At 60.0% G+C, this 21746-nt stretch carries 18 protein-coding genes and 1 pseudogene; 13 read left to right on the top strand and 6 right to left on the bottom strand.

Going from position 1 to position 21746, the window contains the following annotated elements; all coding sequences use genetic code 11:
* The first annotated feature begins 67 nt into the window (after window positions 1–67).
* From trhO to ACSAMW_RS08020, 4 genes are all read left to right on the top strand, one after another.
* A complete protein-coding gene (gene trhO / locus ACSAMW_RS08035; RefSeq protein ID WP_500593462.1) occupies window positions 68–1006 on the top strand; it encodes an oxygen-dependent tRNA uridine(34) hydroxylase TrhO in 939 nt (312 codons plus the stop codon).
* A 3-nt stretch (window positions 1007–1009) separates the two neighbouring features.
* Window positions 1010–1642: a DsbA family protein gene (locus tag ACSAMW_RS08030; protein ID WP_500593461.1), complete on the top strand. Its 633-nt coding sequence runs from the start codon at window positions 1010–1012 to the stop codon at window positions 1640–1642.
* 152 nt (window positions 1643–1794) lie between these two features.
* Window positions 1795–4233, top strand: a complete 2439-nt coding sequence (locus tag ACSAMW_RS08025) for an EAL domain-containing protein (protein ID WP_500593460.1) — start codon at window positions 1795–1797, stop codon at window positions 4231–4233.
* Between the two features lie 68 nt (window positions 4234–4301).
* A complete protein-coding gene (locus ACSAMW_RS08020; protein WP_500593459.1) occupies window positions 4302–5093 on the top strand; it encodes an iron-containing redox enzyme family protein in 792 nt (263 codons plus the stop codon).
* Window positions 5094–5234: 141 nt separating this feature from the next.
* Here the strand turns inward: ACSAMW_RS08020 and ACSAMW_RS08015 are convergent, their stop codons facing one another.
* From ACSAMW_RS08015 to ACSAMW_RS08000, 4 genes are read right to left on the bottom strand one after another with little or no spacing between them, the layout of a single operon-like run.
* A complete protein-coding gene (locus ACSAMW_RS08015) occupies window positions 5235–5975 on the bottom strand; it encodes a YciK family oxidoreductase (RefSeq protein ID WP_500593458.1) in 741 nt (246 codons plus the stop codon).
* 29 nt (window positions 5976–6004) lie between these two features.
* Window positions 6005–6676: an N-acetylmuramic acid 6-phosphate phosphatase MupP gene (gene mupP / locus ACSAMW_RS08010; RefSeq protein WP_500593457.1), complete on the bottom strand. Its 672-nt coding sequence runs from the start codon at window positions 6674–6676 to the stop codon at window positions 6005–6007.
* A 2-nt stretch (window positions 6677–6678) separates the two neighbouring features.
* Window positions 6679–7377, bottom strand: coding sequence for a bifunctional 2-polyprenyl-6-hydroxyphenol methylase/3-demethylubiquinol 3-O-methyltransferase UbiG (ubiG, locus tag ACSAMW_RS08005; protein WP_500593456.1), 699 nt, complete (start codon window positions 7375–7377; stop codon window positions 6679–6681).
* A 42-nt stretch (window positions 7378–7419) separates the two neighbouring features.
* A complete protein-coding gene (locus ACSAMW_RS08000) occupies window positions 7420–8751 on the bottom strand; it encodes a TRZ/ATZ family hydrolase (protein WP_500593455.1) in 1332 nt (443 codons plus the stop codon).
* Between the two features lie 103 nt (window positions 8752–8854).
* Between ACSAMW_RS08000 and mtnA the strand changes: the two genes are divergently transcribed.
* The 7 genes and pseudogenes from mtnA to rpsA all read left to right on the top strand — a co-directional run bounded on the left by mtnA (window position 8855) and on the right by rpsA (window position 18988).
* On the top strand, window positions 8855–9931 hold the full coding sequence (gene mtnA, locus ACSAMW_RS07995; protein ID WP_500593454.1) for an S-methyl-5-thioribose-1-phosphate isomerase: 1077 nt from the start codon (window positions 8855–8857) through the stop codon (window positions 9929–9931).
* A gap of 447 nt (window positions 9932–10378) precedes the next feature.
* Entirely contained in the window at window positions 10379–13054 is a 2676-nt protein-coding gene (gyrA, locus tag ACSAMW_RS07990) for a DNA gyrase subunit A (protein ID WP_500593453.1), read from the top strand.
* A gap of 74 nt (window positions 13055–13128) precedes the next feature.
* On the top strand, window positions 13129–14211 hold the full coding sequence (gene serC, locus ACSAMW_RS07985; RefSeq protein ID WP_500593452.1) for a 3-phosphoserine/phosphohydroxythreonine transaminase: 1083 nt from the start codon (window positions 13129–13131) through the stop codon (window positions 14209–14211).
* On the top strand, window positions 14211–15317 hold the full coding sequence (pheA, locus tag ACSAMW_RS07980) for a prephenate dehydratase (protein ID WP_500593451.1): 1107 nt from the start codon (window positions 14211–14213) through the stop codon (window positions 15315–15317). The genes serC and pheA overlap by 1 nt, the downstream gene beginning before the upstream one ends.
* Window positions 15318–15410: 93 nt before the next feature.
* A pseudogene (locus ACSAMW_RS07975) lies at window positions 15411–16316 on the top strand (prephenate dehydrogenase/arogenate dehydrogenase family protein); the annotation flags it as partial.
* A 168-nt stretch (window positions 16317–16484) separates the two neighbouring features.
* Window positions 16485–17171 (top strand): (d)CMP kinase, encoded by a 687-nt coding sequence (cmk, locus tag ACSAMW_RS07970; protein ID WP_500593450.1) that lies wholly within the window; start codon window positions 16485–16487, stop codon window positions 17169–17171.
* A gap of 134 nt (window positions 17172–17305) precedes the next feature.
* Window positions 17306–18988, top strand: a complete 1683-nt coding sequence (gene rpsA, locus ACSAMW_RS07965) for a 30S ribosomal protein S1 (RefSeq protein ID WP_168084725.1) — start codon at window positions 17306–17308, stop codon at window positions 18986–18988.
* Between the two features lie 104 nt (window positions 18989–19092).
* Here the strand turns inward: rpsA and ACSAMW_RS07960 are convergent, their stop codons facing one another.
* Complete coding sequence (locus ACSAMW_RS07960) at window positions 19093–20415, bottom strand: hypothetical protein (protein WP_500593449.1); 1323 nt, start codon at window positions 20413–20415, stop codon at window positions 19093–19095.
* 330 nt (window positions 20416–20745) lie between these two features.
* On the opposite strand from ACSAMW_RS07960, the gene ihfB reads away from it, so the two are divergent.
* Together ihfB and ACSAMW_RS07950 are read left to right on the top strand one after the other, a co-directional pair.
* Window positions 20746–21045, top strand: coding sequence for an integration host factor subunit beta (ihfB, locus tag ACSAMW_RS07955; RefSeq protein WP_500593448.1), 300 nt, complete (start codon window positions 20746–20748; stop codon window positions 21043–21045).
* Window positions 21046–21062: 17 nt separating this feature from the next.
* The gene (locus ACSAMW_RS07950) at window positions 21063–21332 is read left to right on the top strand and encodes a lipopolysaccharide assembly protein LapA domain-containing protein (protein WP_500593447.1); all 270 of its coding nucleotides are present in this window, start codon (window positions 21063–21065) and stop codon (window positions 21330–21332) included.
* 80 nt (window positions 21333–21412) lie between these two features.
* Here the strand turns inward: ACSAMW_RS07950 and ACSAMW_RS07945 are convergent, their stop codons facing one another.
* A complete protein-coding gene (locus ACSAMW_RS07945; protein WP_500593446.1) occupies window positions 21413–21691 on the bottom strand; it encodes a hypothetical protein in 279 nt (92 codons plus the stop codon).
* Window positions 21692–21746 lie beyond the last annotated feature (55 nt).

Below are 21746 nucleotides of genomic sequence, written 5' to 3'. Positions count from 1 at the left end.
TACCACGGCGCGTATTCCCAATCGCCCGGTCCGCCCTTTGCGAGGGTGACCACCAGGAGAAGCAAAGATGACTCCCCCTATTGTTGTGGCGGCGTTGTACAAGTTCGTCACCCTGAACGACTACACCGACCTGCGTCAGCCCCTGCTCGATGTGCTGTTGAGCAATGACATTAAAGGCACCCTGCTGCTGGCCAACGAAGGCATAAACGGCACGGTGTCCGGTACCCGTACCGCCATTGATGCCTTGCTGGCCTGGCTACGCAGCGACCCTCGCCTAGTGGGCGTGGACCACAAGGAATCCTACTGCGACGAGCAGCCGTTCTACCGTACCAAGGTCAAGCTCAAGAAAGAGATCGTGACCCTTGGGGTGCCCGGTGTGGACCCAAACAAACAGGTTGGCACCTATGTAGAGCCTCAGGACTGGAACGCCTTGATCAGCGACCCGGAAGTGTTGCTGATCGACACGCGTAATGACTACGAAGTCGCCATCGGTACCTTCGAGGGCGCCATGGACCCTAAGACCGAGACCTTCCGTGAGTTTCCGGACTACATCAAGGCCAATTTCGACCCCGCCCGCCATAAGAAAGTCGCCATGTTCTGCACCGGTGGCATCCGGTGTGAGAAGGCTTCCAGCTACATGCTTGGGGAAGGGTTCGAAGAGGTGTACCACCTCAAGGGTGGCATCCTTAAATACCTGGAAGAGGTGCCCCAGGAAGACACCAAGTGGCAAGGCGACTGCTTTGTGTTCGACAACCGGGTAACCGTTCGGCACGACCTGTCCGAAGGCGAGTACGATCAGTGCCACGCCTGCCGCATGCCCATCAGCGCCCAAGATCGGGAATCGCCCCACTACACGCCTGGCATCAGCTGCGGCTATTGCTGGGACAGCCTGAGCGAGAAAACCCGCCGCAGCGCCATCGACCGGCAGAAGCAGATCGAACTGGCCAAGGCCCGCAACCAACCACACCCTATTGGTCATAACTACCGCAAAGCGACCGAGGCCTGAGCCATGTCGAACCGCCTGGTATACGTGATGGACCCGCTGTGTTCATGGTGCTGGGGTTTCGCACCTGTAATGGAGGGGCTGATCGATCAGGCGGCAGCGGCAGGGGTGGGGGTGCACCTTGTAGTCGGCGGCCTGCGTACGGGCCGTACGCCACTGGACCCAGCAACGCGCGCGCGCATTCTCGAGCACTGGCACAGCGTAAACGAAGCCACAGGCCAGCCTTTTCGGTTCGAAGGGGCCATGCCGGCGGGTTTCGTCTATGACACCGAGCCGGCCTGCCGTGCTGTGGTGGCGGCTCGCCGTATCGATGAACGCCTCGCCTGGGCGATGGCCAAAGGCGTTGCCCAGGCATTCTACCGGGACGGCGTGGATGTAACCTGCACAGCGGCCCTGGTGGACATCGCCGAAGCGGCCGGCATGTCGCGTATACGTTTCGCTGAAACATTCGACCTGGCATCGACTGCCGAGGCAACCCAGGGCGACTTTCAATGGTCCCAGTCGCTGGGTATCTCTGGTTTTCCAACGGTACTGGCCGAACACGACCGCCAATTTGCTCTACTCACCAATGGTTATCAACCCTTGAAAGAACTGGCGCCCTTGCTGGCACGTTGGCTTGATCGCGCCACCGCGCTATAGTCGCTCAATGCCACTTCACCCCCGAAGCATCGGTTGCGGCATAGGCAAGCAGGGTGCATGGCCAAGGGCCCGCAAACACTGGCCAAACCCCGCTTACGGTGCGCCGGACTCTCGTTTTCTTGTGTCCCGGCTTCTGCGACGCAAAGGATGACATGAAGCACAATCGGACGCCCGAAACGCCACGACTCATCAGCATTGCCTGGCCGTTCATCGCCGTGGTGCTGTTGCTGGCGCTACTGGGTTGCATAAGCCTCTACGCGCTCTCTGCAGTGCGTGGTTATGTGGCAGGCGAAAGCCTCTGGTCCAAGGGCCAGAAAGACGCGATTTTCTACCTGAGCCTGTATGCCGATAACCGGCAGGAAGCGGTATTCCTGAAGTACCGGGAAGCCATGCTAGTACCTGAAGGTAGCCGCGAGCTGCGCCATGCGCTGGACCGCCCCGAGCCCGACGTCGAACTGGCGCGGCGCGACCTGGCGCAGGGTGGCAACCACCCCGAGGATTTCGACGGCATCATCTGGCTGTTCCTCAATTTTCGTCACATTGCTTACTTTGCCAGGGCCATCGAGCTGTGGAACATCGGCGATCGCTACCTCGGCCAGCTCGACGGCATTGCTCAGCAGATGCACAGTGCGGTGGAGGCAGGAACGGCCACCAGTGCTGACATGAATCACTGGAAAGAGCAGATCGTGGCGGTCAACGAGGCGGTCACGCCAGCCGCCAAGGCCTTTAGTGACGCCTTGGGGGAAGGCAGCCGCGTGCTCCAACGGCTGCTGATTGCCACCAACCTGATCACGGCGTTCGTGCTGATCGGCCTGGCCTTATGGATCACGCGCAAGTTGCTCAGGCAGCGCCATAACATGGCACAGGCGCTGCTGCTTGAACGGGAGCGGGCACAGGTCACACTGGCGTCCATTGGCGACGGCGTGATTGCAACCGATGTGACCGGGGCCATCGCCTATATGAACCCGGCTGCTGAACAACTTACCCATTGGAAGGCTGAGCAGGCTGCCGGTTTACCGCTGTCTGCATTGTTCAACCTGCTGGACGAGGGCGTTGACCAGGATTGTTTCACGCTTATCGAACGGATCTTGAACGGCCAATTGGCTGGGGGCAGCGAACACGCCAAGCTGATTCAGCGGCTGGACGGCAGCACGGTCTCAGTGACGCTGGTGGGTGCGCCCATCCAGACCGATGGGCGCATCAGCGGTACGGTGCTGGTGCTCCACGACATGACCCAGGAGCGACAGTACATTGCCAACCTGTCATGGCAGGCCAGCCATGACGCGCTCACCGGGCTTGCCAACCGGCGGGAGTTCGAAGTGCGCCTGGAGCAGGCGTTGAGCCGAATGAGCAACGGCAAGGGCCGCCATACATTGATGTTCCTGGACCTGGACCAGTTCAAGCTCGTGAACGACACGTGCGGCCACGCTGCAGGCGATGAATTGCTGCGCCATATCTGCGCAGTGCTGCAGGCCGGGTTGCGGGAAACCGACACGTTGGCTCGGCTGGGCGGCGATGAGTTCGGTGTGTTGCTGGAGGATTGCGCCCCGGAGCACGCCGAGCGCATTGCCGAATACCTGCGTGAAAGCGTGCACAGCCTGCATTTTGTGTGGAAGGGGCGGCCCTTCATGACCTCTGTGAGTATTGGCCTGGTTCACCTCAACCTCTTGCCTGCAACGCTTGAGCTGTCGCTGCGCGCAGCCGACATGGCGTGCTACATGGCCAAGGAAAAGGGCCGTAACCGGGTTCAGGTGTACCACGCCGACGACTCGGAAGTGTCTAACCGCTTTGGCGAAATGGCGTGGATACAGCGCCTGCGCCTGGCGATCGAAGAAGATGGTTTTATCCTTTACGCTCAGGAAATTGCCTTGCTGGCCAATGACCGTCATGGTGCTGGGCAGGCCAAGCATGTAGAGATTCTGCTGCGCCTCAAGGATGAAGCGGGCCATTTGATTCTTCCCGATACGTTTATTCCGGCGGCCGAGCGTTATGGTTTGATGACAGCGCTGGACCGGTGGGTGGTGCAGAACGTCTTCAAGGTCATTCGCCAGGCGATGGACGAGGGCGGGACACCACTGGCGGTATGTGCTATCAATTTGTCCGGGATCAGTATCGGCGACGACGATTTCCTGGATTATCTTCGTGAGCAGTTCCGCCGGTATGGTATTGCACCCCATCTGATCTGCTTTGAAATCACCGAGACGAGTGCCATTTCCAACCTGGGGAGCGCCATCCGGTTCATCAATGAACTGAAGGCGTTGGGTTGCCTCTTCTCGCTGGATGATTTCTGCGCGGGCATGTCTTCGTTCGCTTACTTAAAGCACCTGCCGGTAGACTTCCTTAAGATCGACGGCAGCTTTGTCAAAGATATGCTTGATGACCCCATCAACCGTGCCATGGTCGAGGTGATCAACCATATTGGGCATGTGATGGGCAAGCGCACCATTGCCGAGTTCGTGGAAACACCTCTGATCGAGCAGGCGTTGATGGAAATAGGCGTGGACTACGCGCAGGGCTATCTGATCGAACGCCCTCACTTGTTCACCTGCGAAAGCTTGCGGTGCGGCGACAAGGTTCGTGAAGCACCCTGAACCTGTGAGCCGGAAGGCTTTCATTCATGCCAGGCGGTAGTTTTTCACCAACAGAAAGGAAGTTGTCGATGAACGATATAGCAGACTCAGGTTTTACCCGCACCGGGCCGCTGATGGAAGCCAGCAGCTACCCGGCCTGGGCCCAGCAGTTGCTGCGTGATTGCAGCATTGCCAAGCGCCGGGTGGTACAGCATGAGCTTTATCAGCGCATGCGAGACAATGCACTGAGCCACGCTACCATGCGTCAGTACCTGATCGGGGGCTGGCCAGTGGTAGAGCAGTTTTCCTTGTACATGGCACAGAATCTCACCAAGACCCGATTTGGCCGGCACCCCGGTGAAGACATGGCTCGCCGCTGGTTGATGCGCAATATTCGCGTAGAGCTCAACCATGCGGACTATTGGGTGAACTGGTGCGCCGGCCACGGCGTGAGCTTGGAAGAGCTACAGGCACAGAAAGTGCCGCCTGAGTTGCAGGCACTGAGCCACTGGTGCTGGCAGGCCTGTGCTACCGAGTCGCTGGCCATTGCCATGGCCGCGACCAACTATGCCATCGAAGGTGCGACGGGCGAATGGTCGGCCGTGGTGTGTTCAAGTGATGTCTATGCCAATGCGTTCCCTGAAGACACCCGCAAGCGCGCCATGAAGTGGCTGAAAATGCATGCGCAATACGACGATGCTCACCCATGGGAAGCATTGGAAATCATCTGCACCCTGGTAGGCAACACACCCTCCGTTGCGCTGCAGGGCGAATTGCGCAAAGCCATCTGCAAAAGTTACGACTACATGTTCCTGTTCCTGGAACGGTGCATGGAAATCGAAAACAAGGCCGTGCACCGGGAGCGCGAAGCGATCGCGTGAGCGGTATGTGGCAGGCTCTGGCTCCCTTAGAGTCATGCCATGCGCTGCGTGCTGTAGGACCGGTCGTAGCCGAAGGCGTAGACCGGGAACCTGCCACCTGGGACATGGTGGGAACTCACCTCGGTGAGCCCGGGCTAGTGCCTACTGCGCATCAAAGGCCACGCCATTCTTATGAGCGCTGTCCGGCCCCATCAGGTACAGGTAGGCCGGCATGATCTGTTCAGGCGTAGGCACGCGGTCAGGGTTTTCGTCCGGGTACGCCTCGGCACGCATCTGGGTGCGCGTTCCGCCTGGGTTCAAACTGTTGGCGCGGATGAGCGAGCTGCCAGCGGACTCGTCAGCCAGGGTTTGCATAAGCCCTTCAGTGGCGAACTTGGACACCGCGTAGGCGCCCCACTGAGCCCTGCCTTTGCGCCCCACGCTGCTGGACGTGAAAATCACCGACGCATCGGTTGAGCGGTGCAGTAGCGGCAGCAGGGCACGGGTCATCATAAAGGTGGCCGTCACATTGACTCGCATCACTTGGGCAAATTCCGCGTCAGGGGTTTCGTCCAAGGTGGCGCGAGGGCCGAGTATCGAAGCGTTGTGCAACAAGCCGTCAAGCCGTCCGAAACGGTCGTCCAGCTGCACCTCAAGCTTCTCATAGTCGGCTGTCGTGGCAGTTTCCAGGTTCAGTGTGTACACCATGGGCTCCAGGTGCCCGGCAGTACGAATCTGGTTGGCAACTGCCTCCAGGTTCGAACGGGTCTTGCCCAGCAAAATCACCTGCCCGCCATGTGCGGCATAGGCCATGGCTGCCGCTGCACCGATGCCTCGGCCCGCACCTGTGACCAGTATCACTCGGTCCGCCAGCAGGTCTGGTGCTGCCTGATACGTGAACATTACACCTCTCCTTGCGGTAGGTGGGGCGGTCAGCAGCCGCAGAGCGCGCGATCGAGCAGGTCGCGCAGTTCCCATGCATCGTTTACCACGGCGTCCGCGCCCCAATGGTCAGGGTTGTCATCTGGGTGAATATAGCCGTAACGCACGGCGACCGTTTTGGTCCCCGCCTCCCGGCCTGATTCGATATCACGCAGGTCATCACCCACGAACAGCACCCGCGACGGATCCAGGCCCAAGGTAGTGCATGCCAGCGTAAGCGGTTCCGGGTCCGGTTTTGCATGAGTGACGTGGTCCGGGCAGATGAGCACGCGGGAGCGTTGTGCCAGGTTCAATTGCGCCATGATGGGCTCTGCGAACCGCACCGGCTTGTTAGTCACCACACCCCATGCCAGGCCCGCTTTTTCGATATCCACCAGCAGCTCGGCCATGCCATCGTACAGGCGAGTGTGAACCGCACAGGCGTTCTGGTAGCGCTCCAGGAACTCCAGGCGCAGGGCCTCGAATTCAGGTGCCTGCACGGGAAGGTCGAAGAGGGCGCTGACCATGGCGCGCGCACCGCCAGACACCACATCACGCACCACCTGGTCGTTCACGGGGGGCAGGCCCCGATGGGCGAGCATGGCCTGGCCTACAGCAATGAAGTCAGGGGCGGTATCGAGCAACGTCCCGTCCATGTCGAACAACACGGCGTCCAGGCGCATAGTCAGGCCTCCCGAACGGTCTGGATCATGTAGTTGACGTCTACATCCGAGGCCAGCTTGTAATGCTTGGTCAGTGGGTTATAGGTCAAACCGATCATGTCTTTCACACGCAAGCTGGCATCGCGGCTCCAACTGCCCAGCTCGGACGGGCGGATGAATTTCTTGAAATCATGGGTGCCACGGGGCAGCAGCTTCATGATGTATTCGGCGCCGATGATGGCAAACAGGTAGGCCTTGGGGTTGCGGTTGATGGTGGAGAAGAACACCTGCCCGCCAGGCTTGACCAAACGCGCGCAGGCGCGGATCACGGACGAGGGGTCTGGCACATGCTCAAGCATCTCCAGGCAGGTGACCACGTCATATTCGCCCGGGGCTTCGAGGGCCATGGCTTCGGCCGTGATCTGCCGGTAGTCCACTTGTACGCCGGACTCCAGTTGATGCAGGCGCGCCACAGCCAGTGGGGTTTCCCCCATGTCGATACCAGTAACAGTCGCGCCTCGCAGGGCCATGGCTTCGCTGAGAATACCGCCACCGCAGCCTACATCCAGTACTTTCTTGCCGGCCAAAGGCGCCCGTTCGTCAATCCAGTTCACGCGCAGCGGGTTGATCTCGTGGAGCGGCTTGAACTCGCTTTCGCGGTCCCACCAGCGGTGGGCGAGGGCTTCGAATTTGGCGATTTCAGCGTGGTCGACGTTGCTCATGGGCAGTCCTTGGGGCAAATAGGAAAAAAATGGGCAGCCTGTTCAATGGGCCTCGCCCTCTGCAATACGTTCACCCCACGCGCGGGCGCGGGCGACAAGCTCGCCCTCGTCGAACCCGGTGAGCTGGCCGTCTTGCAGCAATGGTTTACCGGCGACCCAGAGGTGCTTTACACAGTGACGGTCAGCGGCATAGATCAATTGGGACACGGGGTTATAGACCGGCTGAGTCGCCAGCCCGGACAGGTCCACGGCAACGATGTCAGCCGCCTTGCCTACTTCGAGCGAGCCGATACAGGCATCCAGGCCCAGGGCGCGGGCGCCATTGAGCGTGGCCATGCGCAAGGCCCTGTGGGCATCCACGGCCGTGGCACTGCCCGCCACGGCTTTGGCCAGAAGCGCTGCAGTACGGGTTTCGGACAGCAGGCACAGGTCGTTGTTGCTGGCCGCGCCATCTGTACCGATGGCCACATTCACCCCGGCCTGCCATAACCGCTCTACCGGGCAGAAACCGCTGGCCAGCTTGAGGTTGGATTCAGGGCAATGCACCACACTGCAGTTGTTTTCCACCAGCAGGGCCAGGTCGTCGTCGCTCACCTGGGTCATGTGAACAGCCTGGAAGCGTGGGCCCAGCATGCCAAGGCGCGCCAGCCGCGCCAGGGGCCGCTCGCCAGTGGTTTCCGTCGCCTGCTGCACCTCGAAAGCCGTTTCATGAACGTGCATCTGCACCGGAATATCCAGCTGATCGGCGAGCACTTGCACCTTGAGCAGGTTGTCGTCGCCTACCGTGTACGGAGCGTGAGGCCCGAATGCCAGGGTGATGCGAGGGTGCTCGCGCAGGGCATCGTGCAAGGCGATGCCTTCGCGAATGGCGTCGTCACTGCTCCGGGCGCCGGGAATAGGAAAATCCAGTACCGGGATGGAAATCTGTGCACGCAGCCCCGCCTCGTGTACACGGTCTGCCGCCACAGTGGGAAAGAAGTACATGTCCGCAAAGCAGGTAATCCCGCCCTTGATCTGCTCGGCAATGGCCAGGTCCACACCATCCTGAATGAACGCTTCATCCACCCACCGGCCTTCGGCGGGCCAGATGTGGTCCTGCAGCCAGCTCATCAGTGGCAGGTCGTCAGCCAGGCCACGGAACAGGCTCATGGCGGCATGCCCATGGGCGTTGACCAGCCCAGGGGTGAGCACGCAGCCTGGCAGCTCGATCACCTCCACGGCTGAGCGGGCAATGCCGTCGGCCCGTGGCCCTAGAAAGTCGATCACCCCGTCGCGGATACCCAGCGCGTAATCCTTGAACACCACGCCTGCCGGTTCAACAGGCACGAGCCAGGTTGGCAGCAGCAAAAGGTCGAGGGTAGGGGCAGGGGGCATGGGCAGCTTCCGATAGGAGGAACACGTGGCCGAAGTATACCCGAGCGTGTTTCCTGGGGGGGCGGTATAATCGGCGGTTTTGAAGGCTTGAGTGGGGTACGGCATGCGCGATCGACTGTTGGCGGCTGAGAAGGTAAAGGCGATCGATTGGCGTGAAGGTGCCTTGTTCCTCCTCGACCAGCGCCTGTTGCCGGCCTCTGAAACCTGGCTGCGCTACACCGATGCGGCCGGCGTGGCCGAGGCCATTCGCAGCATGGTGGTGCGTGGCGCACCGGCTATCGGCATCGCCGCCGCCTATGGGGTGGCTCTGTCGGCGGCACGCCGGCTCGAAGCCGGTGGCGACTGGCACGCCGCCGTGTCCGCCGACATGGCGCTGTTGGCAGCTTCCCGCCCCACGGCCGTGAACCTGTTCTGGGCGCTCAACCGTATGCGCGAGCGCCTGGCCCGGCTGCGTAGCGGCGAGTCGCCCGTGGCCGCACTGGAAGCAGAGGCGGCGGATATTCATGAAAGTGACCGTGAAGCCAACCTGACCATGGCGCAGCTGGGTGTGGACATGATCCGCAAGCACCAGGGCAACGTTCAGGCCTTGCTCACCCATTGCAATACGGGCGCGCTGGCCACGGGCGGGTTTGGTACTGCGCTGGGCGTGATCCGGGGGGCCTGGATCGAAGGCATGGTGGAACGGGTATACGCTGACGAAACCCGCCCTTGGCTGCAGGGCTCGCGCCTGACGGCCTGGGAGTTGGCCAATGAGGGCATACCGGTAACACTAAATGCCGACTCGGCTGCGGCCCATATCATGAAAACCAAGGGCATTACCTGGGTAATCGTGGGCGCCGACCGTATTACGGCCAATGGCGACGTGGCCAACAAGATCGGCACCTACCAACTGGCTGTGAATGCCATGCACCACGGCGTGCGCTTCATGGTGGTGGCGCCTAGCTCTACCATCGACATGAGCCTGGCCACTGGTGAAGACATTCCCATCGAAGAGCGTACTGGCAGCGAACTGCTTGAAGTCAGCGGCGTGCGGTTTGGCGCGGACGTGGAAGCCTTCAACCCAGTGTTCGATGTGACCCCGGCCGACCTGATCGATGTGATCGTGACAGAAAAGGGCGTTGTGGAGCGGCCTGATACCGCCAAGATGAACCAGCTTATGTGCCGCAAGCGGCTGCATTAGGCTATGTTCGAAAAGTCCTGTCACTCGGTGATGCTGCGTTGAAAACAGCTTCGGAATGCTCATTTACAACCAGTAAACTCCGCTTCCTCAGCTGTTTTCGCCTTGCCTGACCTTCGCGTCAGAACATTTCGCACACAGCCTAGTAACCTCTCTTTGTGTGTGGAACCCCTGTGGGAGCCGGCAAAGCCGGCGAACAGGGTTCACGAAGGTTGTAACGACTGCCGCAGCCCCTACGCGCCGCTCTGAGCGTTTTTCGGCGAATACGCTTCTCCTCCAAAGCCCCGAGGGGGATAGGCCCCTGACGCGCCCTGTGGTAAGATCCAGCGCTTTCAGGGCGGCTATTTCCATAGGTGCCGCCCGCTGTTTGTGAGGCGCACGTCGTCAGGTAGATTGCTGGCCAAATGCTGGCTCGGCTGAGTTTCATCACATTAAGGAATAAGGCTTCTCATGGGCGAACTGGCCAAAGAAATCCTACCGGTCAATATCGAAGACGAACTGCGGCAGTCCTACCTCGACTACGCCATGAGCGTAATCGTGGGGCGCGCCCTTCCGGACGCCCGCGACGGGTTGAAGCCGGTGCACCGCCGGGTGCTCTTCGCCATGAGCGAGCTGGGCAACGACTGGAACAAGCCCTACAAGAAATCGGCCCGTGTGGTCGGTGACGTGATCGGTAAGTATCACCCCCACGGCGATACGGCGGTGTACGACACCATCGTGCGCATGGCGCAGCCATTCTCCCTGCGCTACCTGCTGGTAGACGGCCAAGGCAACTTCGGTTCGGTGGACGGCGACAATGCGGCGGCCATGCGATACACCGAAGTGCGCATGACCAAGCTGGCCCATGAGCTGCTGGCCGACCTGCACAAGGAAACCGTGGACTGGGTGCCCAACTACGATGGCACCGAGCAGATCCCGGCGGTGATGCCAACCCGCATCCCCAATTTGCTGGTCAACGGTTCCAGCGGTATCGCGGTCGGCATGGCCACCAACATTCCGCCCCACAACCTGGGCGAAGTGCTCGATGGCTGCCTGGCCGTCATCGACAACCCGGACGTGACCATCGACGAACTGATGCAGCACATCCCAGGCCCGGACTTCCCCACTGCAGCCATCATCAATGGCCGCCAGGGCATCATCGAAGCCTACCGCACCGGCCGTGGCCGCATTTACATGCGTGCCCGCTCCACGGTAGAAGACATCGACAAGGTGGGTGGCCGCCAGCAGATCGTGGTCACCGAGCTGCCTTACCAGTTGAACAAGGCGCGCCTGATCGAGAAAATCGCCGAGTTGGTGAAGGAGAAGAAGCTCGAAGGCATCACCGAGCTGCGTGACGAGTCCGACAAGGACGGCATGCGCATCGTGATCGAGCTGCGCCGTGGCGAAGTGCCGGAGGTGATCCTCAACAACCTGTACGCCCAGACCCAGCTGCAGGCCGTGTTCGGCATCAACATCGTGGCTTTGATCGACGGCCGCCCGCGCGTGCTGAACCTCAAGGACCTGCTCGAAGCATTCGTGCGCCACCGCCGCGAGGTGGTCACCCGCCGTACCGTGTTCGAGCTGCGCAAGGCGCGCGAGCGTGGGCATATCCTCGAAGGCCAGGCCGTTGCCCTGTCCAACATCGACCCCGTGATTGCCATGATCAAGGCGTCCCCTACGCCTTCCGAGGCCAAGGAAGCACTGGTATCCACCGGCTGGGAATCCTCGGCGGTGATGACCATGGTCGAGCGTGCGGGCGCCGATGCCTGCCGGCCGGAGAACCTGGACCCGCAGTATGGCATGCGCGACGGCAAGTACTTCCTGTCGCCGGAACAGGCCCAGGCTATCCTGGACCTGCGCCTGCACCGCCTGACCGGCCTTGAGCACGAGAAGCTGCTGGCCGAGTACCAGGAAATTCTCAACCAGATCGGCGAACTGATCCGCATCCTCAACAGCGCCGAGCGCCTGATGGAAGTGATCCGCGAAGAGCTGGAACTCATTCGTGCCGAATATGGCGATGTGCGCCGCACCGAGATCCTGGACGCGCGCCTGGACCTTACCCTGGGTGACATGATCCCCGAAGAGCACCGCGTGGTGACCATCTCCCACGGCGGCTACGCCAAAACCCAACCGCTGGCGGCCTATCAGGCGCAGCGTCGCGGCGGTAAGGGCAAATCCGCCACGGGTGTGAAGGACGAGGACTACATTTCCCACCTGCTGGTTGCCAACAGCCACACCACGCTTATGCTCTTCTCCAGCAAAGGCAAGGTGTACTGGCTCAAGACTTACGAAATTCCCGAAGCCTCTCGTGCCGCCCGTGGCCGCCCGCTGGTGAACCTGTTGCCGCTGAGCGAAGGCGAGTACATCACCACCATGCTGCCGGTGGAGGAGTACACCGAGGGCCACTTCATCTTCATGGCCACCGCCAACGGCACCGTGAAGAAAGTGCCGCTGCCTCAGTTCAGCCGTCAGCGCAGCGTAGGCTTGATCGCGCTGGAGCTGGATGAAGGCGACGTCCTGATCTCCGCCTCCATTACCGATGGCCAGCGCGAAGTGATGCTGTTCTCCGACGCAGGCAAGGTAACCCGCTTCAACGAGGCAGATGTGCGCCCCATGGGCCGTACCGCCCGCGGCGTTCGCGGCATGCGCCTGGCCGAAGGCCAACGCTTGATCTCCATGATCATTCCTGAAGAAGGCAGCCAGATCCTCACGGCCTCTGAGCGCGGTTATGGCAAGCGTACTGCGATTGCCGAGTTCCCCCAGTACAACCGTGGCGGCCAGGGCGTGATCGCTATGGTCAGCAACGACCGCAATGGTCGCCTGGTAGGCGCTGTTCAGGTGCTGGAAGGCGAAGAGATCATGCTGATTTCCGACCAGGGCACCCTGGTGCGCACCCGCGTCGGTGAAGTTTCCAGCCTGGGCCGCAACACTCAGGGTGTAACGCTGATCAAGCTGGCTACCGATGAGAAACTGGTAGGCCTTGAGCGTGTACAGGAGCCTTCAGAGGAAGAAGTGGAGCTGTTCGAAAGCGAGGACGCGCTGGCGCAGAGCATGGTCGAGGAGCTGATCGACGCGCCGGAAGATGGCGTCGAAACCCCGGCCGATGAGCTGGGCGACACCGGCGATGCACCGCTGGACGACGAGTAACAGGTTAGACAGGCAGCCGGGTGCCCGAGCGCCCGGCGATGCAAGGCATATCCCTTTTGTAGAGCGAGAGTGACGTGAGCAACCGAGCCTTTAACTTCTGCGCAGGCCCTGCCGCGCTGCCTGAAGCTGTTTTGAAGCGCGCCCAGGCGGAGATGCTCGACTGGCATGGCAAAGGCCTTTCCATCATGGAAATGAGCCACCGCAGTGAAGACTACACGGCCGTGGCACAAAAGGCCGAACAAGACCTGCGCGACCTGCTGTCCATCCCCTCGAATTACAAGGTGCTCTTTCTGCAGGGCGGTGCCAGCCAGCAGTTTTCCGTGATTCCGCTCAACCTGTTGCCTGAAGGCGGCGTGGCGGACTACATCGACACGGGCATCTGGTCGCGCAAGGCCATCGACGAAGCCCGGCGCTATGGCACAGTCAACGTGGCGGCCAGTGCCAAAGGCCAGGATTACCTGGACCTTCCCGAACAAAGCACGTGGCAGCTTACCCAGGGCGCTGCCTACGTTCACTATGCCAGTAACGAAACCATCGGCGGGCTGGAGTTTCATTCGGTGCCGCGGGCCGAAGCACCCCTGGTGGTGGACATGTCTTCGGACATACTCTCGCGGCCTATCAATGTGGCGGACTACGGCATGATCTATGCCGGCGCCCAGAAGAATATCGGCCCCAGCGGCCTGGTAGTCGTCATCATTCGTGAGGACCTGCTTGGCAATGCCCGGGCTATCTGCCCCACCATGCTCGACTACAAGGTGGCGGCGGATAACCACTCCATGTACAACACGCCGGCGACCTATTCCTGGTACCTCTCTGGGCTGGTGTTCGAGTGGCTGAAAGAGCAGGGCGGGGTAACGGTGATGGAGCAGCGCAACCGGCTCAAGAAGGACCGCCTCTACGGCTTCCTCGACAACAGCGCCTTCTACAGCAACCCCATCGCACCCGCGGCCCGGTCGTGGATGAACGTGCCCTTCCGCCTGGCGGACGAGCGCCTGGATGCGGCCTTCCTGGCCGGTGCCGATGCGCGGGGGCTGTTGAACCTCAAGGGCCACCGTTCCGTCGGTGGTATGCGTGCTTCGATTTACAACGCCCTGGGGCAAGACGCTATCGAGGCGCTGATCGCTTACATGACCGAATTCGAGAAGGAGCGCGCCTGATGACCGACGCCAGCTCCGATCAGGCGCTCAAGGCACTGCGCCTGCGCATCGATAACCTTGACGAGAAAATCCTGGAACTGATCAGCGACCGTGCGCGCTGTGCCCAGGAAGTGGCGCGGGTCAAGATGGCCACCTTGGCCGTGGGCGAAACACCGGTGTTCTATCGCCCCGAGCGTGAGGCGCAGGTGCTCAAGCGCGTGATGGACCGCAACCAGGGGCCTTTGGGTGATGAAGAGATGGCGCGGCTGTTCCGCGAAATCATGTCCACCTGCCTGGCGCTGGAGCAGCCGCTGAAAGTAGCCTATCTGGGCCCTGAAGGGACGTTTACCCAGGCAGCGGCGATGAAGCACTTCGGCCACGCCGTTATCAGCCAGCCCATGGCGGCTATCGATGAAGTGTTCCGTGAGGTGGTGGCCGGTGCGGTGAATTTTGGCGTGGTGCCGGTAGAGAACTCCACTGAAGGCGCGGTTAACCATACTCTGGACAGCTTCCTTGAGCATGACATGGTCATTTGCGGGGAGGTGGAGCTGCGTATTCACCATCACCTGCTGATTGGCCCCAACACCAAGACGGACAGCATTTCGCGCATCTACTCCCATGCCCAGTCCCTGGCCCAGTGCCGCAAATGGCTGGATGCCCATTACCCCAACGTGGAGCGTGTGGCGGTGTCCAGCAACGCCGAAGCGGCCAAGCGGGTAAAAGGGGAGTGGAATTCCGCTGCCATCGCAGGTGACATGGCGGCGACGCTTTACGGGCTTGAGCGCCTGGCCGAAAAAATCGAAGACCGGCCCGACAACGCGACCCGTTTCCTGATCATCGGCAACCAGGAAGTGCCACCTACCGGTGACGACAAAACGTCTGTCATCGTGTCGATGCAGAACAAGCCAGGCGCGTTGCACGAATTGCTGATGCCCTTCCATGAAAACCACATCGATCTCACCCGCATCGAGACGCGGCCTTCTCGCAGTGGCAAGTGGACGTACGTGTTCTTTATCGATTTCGTAGGCCATCACCGGGATCCGCTGATCAAGGCGGTGCTGGAGCAGATCAGCAACGAATCCGTAGCGCTGAAAATACTGGGCTCCTATCCAAAGGCTGTGCTCTGACCCTATTACACCTGCGGTCGCCTGTCGGCCGCACTGTACAACCCGGCATGCCGTACCGTTATCGATGTGCCTGTGCCTTTGCGGACCTTTTCCATGTTGAATGAACACTCCACCGGCCGTGCGCCCTTCATTGGCCGCTTGGTGGTGGTCGGCCTGGGCCTTATTGGTGGCTCGTTTGCCAAGGGGCTGCGTGCCAGCGGCTGTTGTGCCGAAGTGGTGGGGGTAGACCTGAACCCTGTGTCCAGGGCGCGGGCTGTGGAGCTGGGGGTGACGGATCGCTGTGTGGCGTCGTTGGGCGAAGCCTGTGTGGGGGCCGATGTCATCCAGTTGGCCGTGCCTATCCTTGCCATGGAGCGAGTGCTGGCCATGCTGGCTGAGCTGGACCTGGGCAATGCAATCATCACGGACGTGGGCAGCGCCAAAGGCAATATCGTGCGTGCTGCCCGGGTGGCGTTGCCGTCTCACCTACACCGCCTTGTGCCGGGCCATCCCATTGCAGGCTCTGAGCAGAGCGGGGTAGAGGCGGCCAACAGCGCCTTGTTCCAGCGCCACAAGGTGATTCTCACGCCGCTGGCTGAAACCGAGCCTGCAGCGCTGAGCGTTATCGATGCACTCTGGCGAGCCCTAGGGGCTGATGTGGAGCATATGGATGTTGCGCGCCACGATGAGGTGCTGGCCGCCACCAGCCACTTGCCTCACTTGCTGGCTTTCAACCTTGTGGACTCGCTGGCTCGCCGCGATGAGAGCCTGGAGATTTTCCGCTACGCCGCAGGGGGGTTCCGTGACTTCACCCGCATCGCTGGCAGTGACCCTGTCATGTGGCATGACATCTTCCTCGCGAATCGCGACGCCGTGCTTCGCCAGCTGGACGCCTACCGGGCCGACCTGGATGCGCTGCGCGAGGCAGTGAGCCAGCGTGACAGCGATGAGCTGCTGAGAACGTTCACGCAGGCGCGTGCCGCTCGCGAGCATTTTGGCGAGATCCTTGCCCAGCGCGCCAGAAGCAAGCCGTATCAAGGTGGGGAATGAGCCTGATTGCAGGGTCGCCTGTAACACCAATCGGGTATCATGGCTGCCGGTAGCCAATGGCATGGGATGCTCGTTTTTTCATTTCAGCCTTCCCAGTGGCCTGGCGCCCGGGAATGCACGGGTCAAAGAGGGTCAGTTGTGAATTTTCAAGCTCCGGTCATCACCATCGACGGGCCCAGTGGCTCAGGCAAGGGCACCGTTGCCAGCAAGCTGGCAGAGAAGCTGGGCTGGAACCTCCTGGACTCCGGCGCGCTCTATCGCCTGTTGGCATTCGCCGCCAGCAATCATGGCGTGGCCCTGAGCAATGAGGCGTCACTGGTACTGCTGGCCAAGCACCTGGACGTGCAGTTCGTCGCGGCAACCGATCATCGGCTGGACCGTATCATCCTTGAAGGGGATGATGTGTCGCAGGCCATTCGCAATGAGCAGGTGGGCGCCGGTGCCTCACAAGTGGCTGCCATTCCTGCGGTGCGCGAGGCTCTACTGGAGCGCCAGAAGGCGTTTCGAGAGCATCCTGGCCTTATCGCAGATGGGCGGGACATGGGCACCGTGGTGTTTCCAGATGCGCCACTGAAGGTCTTTCTCACCGCCAGCGCGGACGAACGCGCACGTCGCCGTTACTTGCAGTTGAAGGCAAAGGGCGATGATGTTAGTCTGGCGAGTCTGTTGGATGAGATACGTGTGCGCGACGAACGCGACACGCAACGGGCAGTGGCACCGCTCAAACCGGCTGCCGATGCCATACAGCTCGACTCAACCGAGCTGTCCATCGAACAGGTGCTCGACAAAATCATGAGCGAGGTCGCACAACGCGATCTCGCCTGACCCGGAAAACCCAAGGGGTTCCAGCGTAAGCGGCGATGGCCGCTGCCCCTGAAGGTTTTCCTTATTTAAACGCAGCCCACGTTAACTGGATCGTGGTTGTGGGCCGGCCTCCGGCTCAATCTACAGGAATTAAAATGAGCGAAAGCTTTGCAGAACTTTTTGAAGAAAGCCTGAAAACCCTCAACCTTCAGCCTGGCGCTATCATCACCGGTACTGTTGTCGACATCGACGGCGACTGGGTGACTGTACACGCTGGCCTGAAGTCCGAGGGCGTCATCCCGCTCGAGCAGTTCTTCAACGAAGCTGGCGAGCTGACCATCAAGGTCGGTGACGAAGTTCACGTCGCGCTGGACGCGGTGGAAGATGGCTTTGGCGAAACCAAGCTGTCCCGTGAAAAAGCCAAGCGCGCCGAGTGCTGGATCGTTCTGGAAGCTGCCTTCGCTGCCGAAGAAGTGGTCAAGGGCGTCATCAACGGCAAGGTCAAGGGTGGTTTCACCGTCGACGTCAACGGTATCCGTGCGTTCCTGCCGGGTTCGCTGGTCGACGTGCGTCCAGTACGCGACACCACTCACCTGGAAGGCAAAGAGCTCGAGTTCAAGGTCATCAAGCTCGACCAGAAGCGCAACAACGTTGTCGTTTCCCGTCGTAGCGTCCTGGAAGCCGAGAACAGCGCCGAGCGCGAAGCGCTGCTGGAATCGCTGCAAGAAGGCCAGCAGGTCAAAGGTATCGTCAAGAACCTCACCGACTACGGCGCATTCGTGGACCTGGGCGGCGTGGACGGCTTGCTGCACATCACCGACATGGCCTGGAAGCGTATCAAGCATCCTTCGGAAATCGTCAACGTTGGCGACGAGATCGACGTCAAGGTTCTGAAGTACGATCGCGAGCGTAACCGTGTATCCCTGGGCCTCAAGCAACTGGGCGAAGACCCATGGGTTGCTATCAAGGCACGTTACCCAGAAGGTACTCGCGTGAATGCACGCGTTACCAACCTCACCGACTACGGCTGCTTCGCAGAGCTGGAAGAAGGCGTGGAAGGCCTGGTACACGTTTCCGAAATGGACTGGACCAACAAGAACATCCACCCGTCGAAAGTCGTTCAAGTCGGCGACGAAGTGGAAGTCATGGTTCTGGACATCGACGAAGAGCGTCGTCGTATCTCCCTGGGCATCAAGCAGTGCAAGTCCAACCCATGGGAAGACTTCTCTGGCCACTTCAACAAGGGCGACAAGATCTCCGGCACCATCAAGTCGATCACCGATTTCGGTATCTTCATTGGTCTGGATGGCGGCATCGACGGCCTGGTTCACCTGTCCGACATCTCCTGGAACGAAGCTGGCGAAGAAGCCGTACGCCGCTTCAAGAAGGGCGACGAGCTGGAAACCGTTATTCTGTCCGTTGACCCAGAGCGTGAGCGCATCTCGCTGGGCATCAAGCAGATGGAAGACGATCCGTTCTCCAACTACGTTGCTGTCAACGACAAGGGCGCCATCGTCCGCGGTATCGTTAAAGAAGTTGACGCCAAGGGCGCTGTAATCACCCTGGCTGATGACATCGAAGCGACCCTGAAAGCCTCCGAAATCAGCCGTGACCGCGTTGAAGACGCGCGCAACGTGCTGAAAGAAGGCGAAGAAGTCGAAGCCAAGATCATCAGCGTCGACCGCAAGTCTCGCGTTATTCAGCTGTCCGTGAAATCCAAGGACGTTGAAGACGAGAAAGAAGCAATCCAGAGCCTGCGCGAGAAGCCAAGCTCTGAAAGCGCCGGCCCGACCACCCTGGGTGATCTGCTCCGCGCTCAAATGGAAAAGCAGAACTGAGTTCTGTTAACCATTAAATGAAAAGGGGTGGCTTCGGCCACCCCTTTTTTTTGCCCTGACACTGTAGGAGCGGGCGAAGCCCGTGAAAAAAGAGCCGGTTAGGTTTAAACCTTTAACCCGTGCTTGGCAAAAACACGCTGAATAGCTTCTTGTATACCTTCACCGTCTTGCACAAGCTCCGCCACATCAAGCAATACCTGAGCCCCCATTTCTTTCTCAGCCGCAGCTTTTACCAGGCAATGGGCACTGTGTAATAACGTCTCTTCAGGGGGCGTTGCCTGCTTTCCGAGCTGAGAAAGAACGCGCAACGCGTCCACACCCGGCGTGTGCTCGTCGATGTCGAACATATGCCAAAACACCATGCCCAAGGTGCCGGCTGGGTGGTCTTCGCGTCGTGTCCAGGCTTTTGGAGTACCTCCTTCTCGCTGTACTTTCTCCAGGTAGCGGCGGACCTTGCCCGGAATTGTGGCTGCTGCTTTTTCCCGGTTGTAATAAGTACGGTTGGCTAGGCTGGCGGCGTCCCGTATCACTCGCCAAGCTACTGACCAAAGCTGCGCCACGCTGTAGGTATGCAACGCGTTTCGGAAGCTGCTTTCAACGTCTGTGGCTACATCGGGTTCCAGCCAATGGTTGTAGGTTCTGCACTCCCTCCAGAAATACGCCATCACATCCTGCAACGCATACGTCAGCCACAGCTGCGCAATGCCTGGTCCATCGGACAGGTGTCGTGATGCAAGCTCGGTCAGCAGGGCATCGGTGCTGCCTGACCCACTGTCAGGCGCCAGCGAGTATTGAACCTGGTCGTGTTTGAACCACAGCGCGTCATCCTTCAGAAAGTAGGTACCTGCCATCGCTTCGAATGGGCGGTGCACCAGAATGCCTGCTGAATACAGCTGCTTGAGGTATGAGGCAGGGTTGCCGGGGCACAACGCCTCGCAGTCGCCAGCGCAGAAGCTGCCAGTGGTGAGCCGCGGTGTGATAGCCGCTTCAAGGGCGATCAGCAAAAGTGCGTGGGCATCGTGTATGGCCTGATAGTCGCAGGTTATGTGACGTTGCTGCGTGTCGTGCTCGGCTAGCCAGTTATTGAGTGCAGTAGCGGCTTCTTCCTCGCATTGTCGCTTGTAGGCCTCCTTCAATCGTTTGCAGCCCTCGCACTGCTGCTGCGTTGGGCATACGTACTTTTTCAGGTCGGAGCGACAGTTGAGCTTGATAGGATCGCCACATCGGGAGCACGCCTGGTCCTCATCGTAGGCATTGCAACGTTCGCGAATATAGGCGGCCACCGCGCCGCCATGAGGAATATCGCGAAAGGGCAACAAAGCGCTTACGGGTTCAACAAAGGCACCGGCTTCGTCCGTAGCCCAATAGCGGTGGATAAACAAGATTTCTTCTTGGTTCTGGGTTAACAGTTCCAGTTTTATAGCCATGCGATTACCGTTATTTCATGCAAACGGCATCCCTGTGAAGGTCTCCTGTCCTAGTAGAAGCACCTAGGCTGCACTGCGTTTCAGGTGTGAGCAGAGAGCGGCCAAGAGGCTAAGTCACTTACGATGGAAGGTATAAGTTAATTTGATTTGCCGGATGTTGCATGGCTCAGGGGGAAGCAGCGCTTTGGCAGGGCGCGACGGCTTTCCCTTAGTCAAAACAACGACGCCCGTAAAACCTCATAAAAGTCAATACTTAAGCTGTTCAAACCGTGCCAGCCATGCTACAACCTTCCTGCAGTTTCCTAGCTTCTTGATAAAGAAGGGAAAAACATGACGAAGTCCGAACTGATCGAACGCATAGTCACGCATCAGGGTCTGCTGTCGTCCAAGGACGTAGAGCTGGCTATCAAGACCATGCTTGAGCAAATGTCCCAGTCCCTGGCCACGGGGGACCGGATTGAGATTCGCGGCTTTGGCAGTTTTTCGCTGCACTACCGCTCCCCGCGTGTGGGAAGGAATCCAAAAACCGGCCAGTCTGTGACGCTGGATGGCAAGTTTGTACCGCATTTCAAACCAGGCAAGGAATTGCGGGATCGTGTAAATGAAGACGAAGCGGGTGAAACCGCTTGAGTGCTGGAGGTAAGCCCGTGCGTAGCATCACGCGCCTGTTTCAGGTTTTGCTGGTATTGAGTGTGGCAGCAGCGTGCCTGCTATTTGTGATGGAGAACTCCCAGAAGGTGGCCTTAAGCTTCCTGGGGTTTGCAAGCCCTGAATGGCCCGTATCTGCAATGGTGCTCCTGGCATTATTGGTTGGGCTGGCAGTAGGCCCGCTGATTGGCTGGTTCATTGCCATGCGGGGTCGCCGGCGCCTGCGCCGTGCTGCGATCCGCCAGAAGGCCAATGCGCCCGGCGTATAGAGGGTAGCCGGTACGCCTTCCTTGAAGGCGGCCCCAATCCGATCACGGCGGCCCTGGTGCCTATCTAGGCAGAACGTAGGTCAGCGGCACATTATGATCATGCTTCGGCTGGTGTACCCTGCCGGGTTAAGCCCGAAGGGATAGTCGGCGGCTTCCTCGCCTTCCTGGCTCGAACGCGCCAGTACTCGATAATCGCCGTTGCAGGCTTTTTCAGCCCGCTTGTAGCATTTGTTCCAAGAGGACATCAGCCCAGAGCAGTTGACGTGCAGCCCCTTTTTCCCCTGCCGCACCTCGGATTGCGAATCTGACGCACATCCGCACAGTGCAACCAATGCTATCGCAACTAAAAAACGTCTCATGCCCGTCCTTATCCTGCTGGCCCCGGTACGTTGCCCGAGCCTTTCGGCTATGTGC

Source organism: Pseudomonas sp. AB39(2026) (assembly GCF_059831485.1).
The sequence above is the reverse complement of the archived record's forward strand: the minus strand, read 5'-3'. Positions and strand labels throughout refer to the sequence as shown.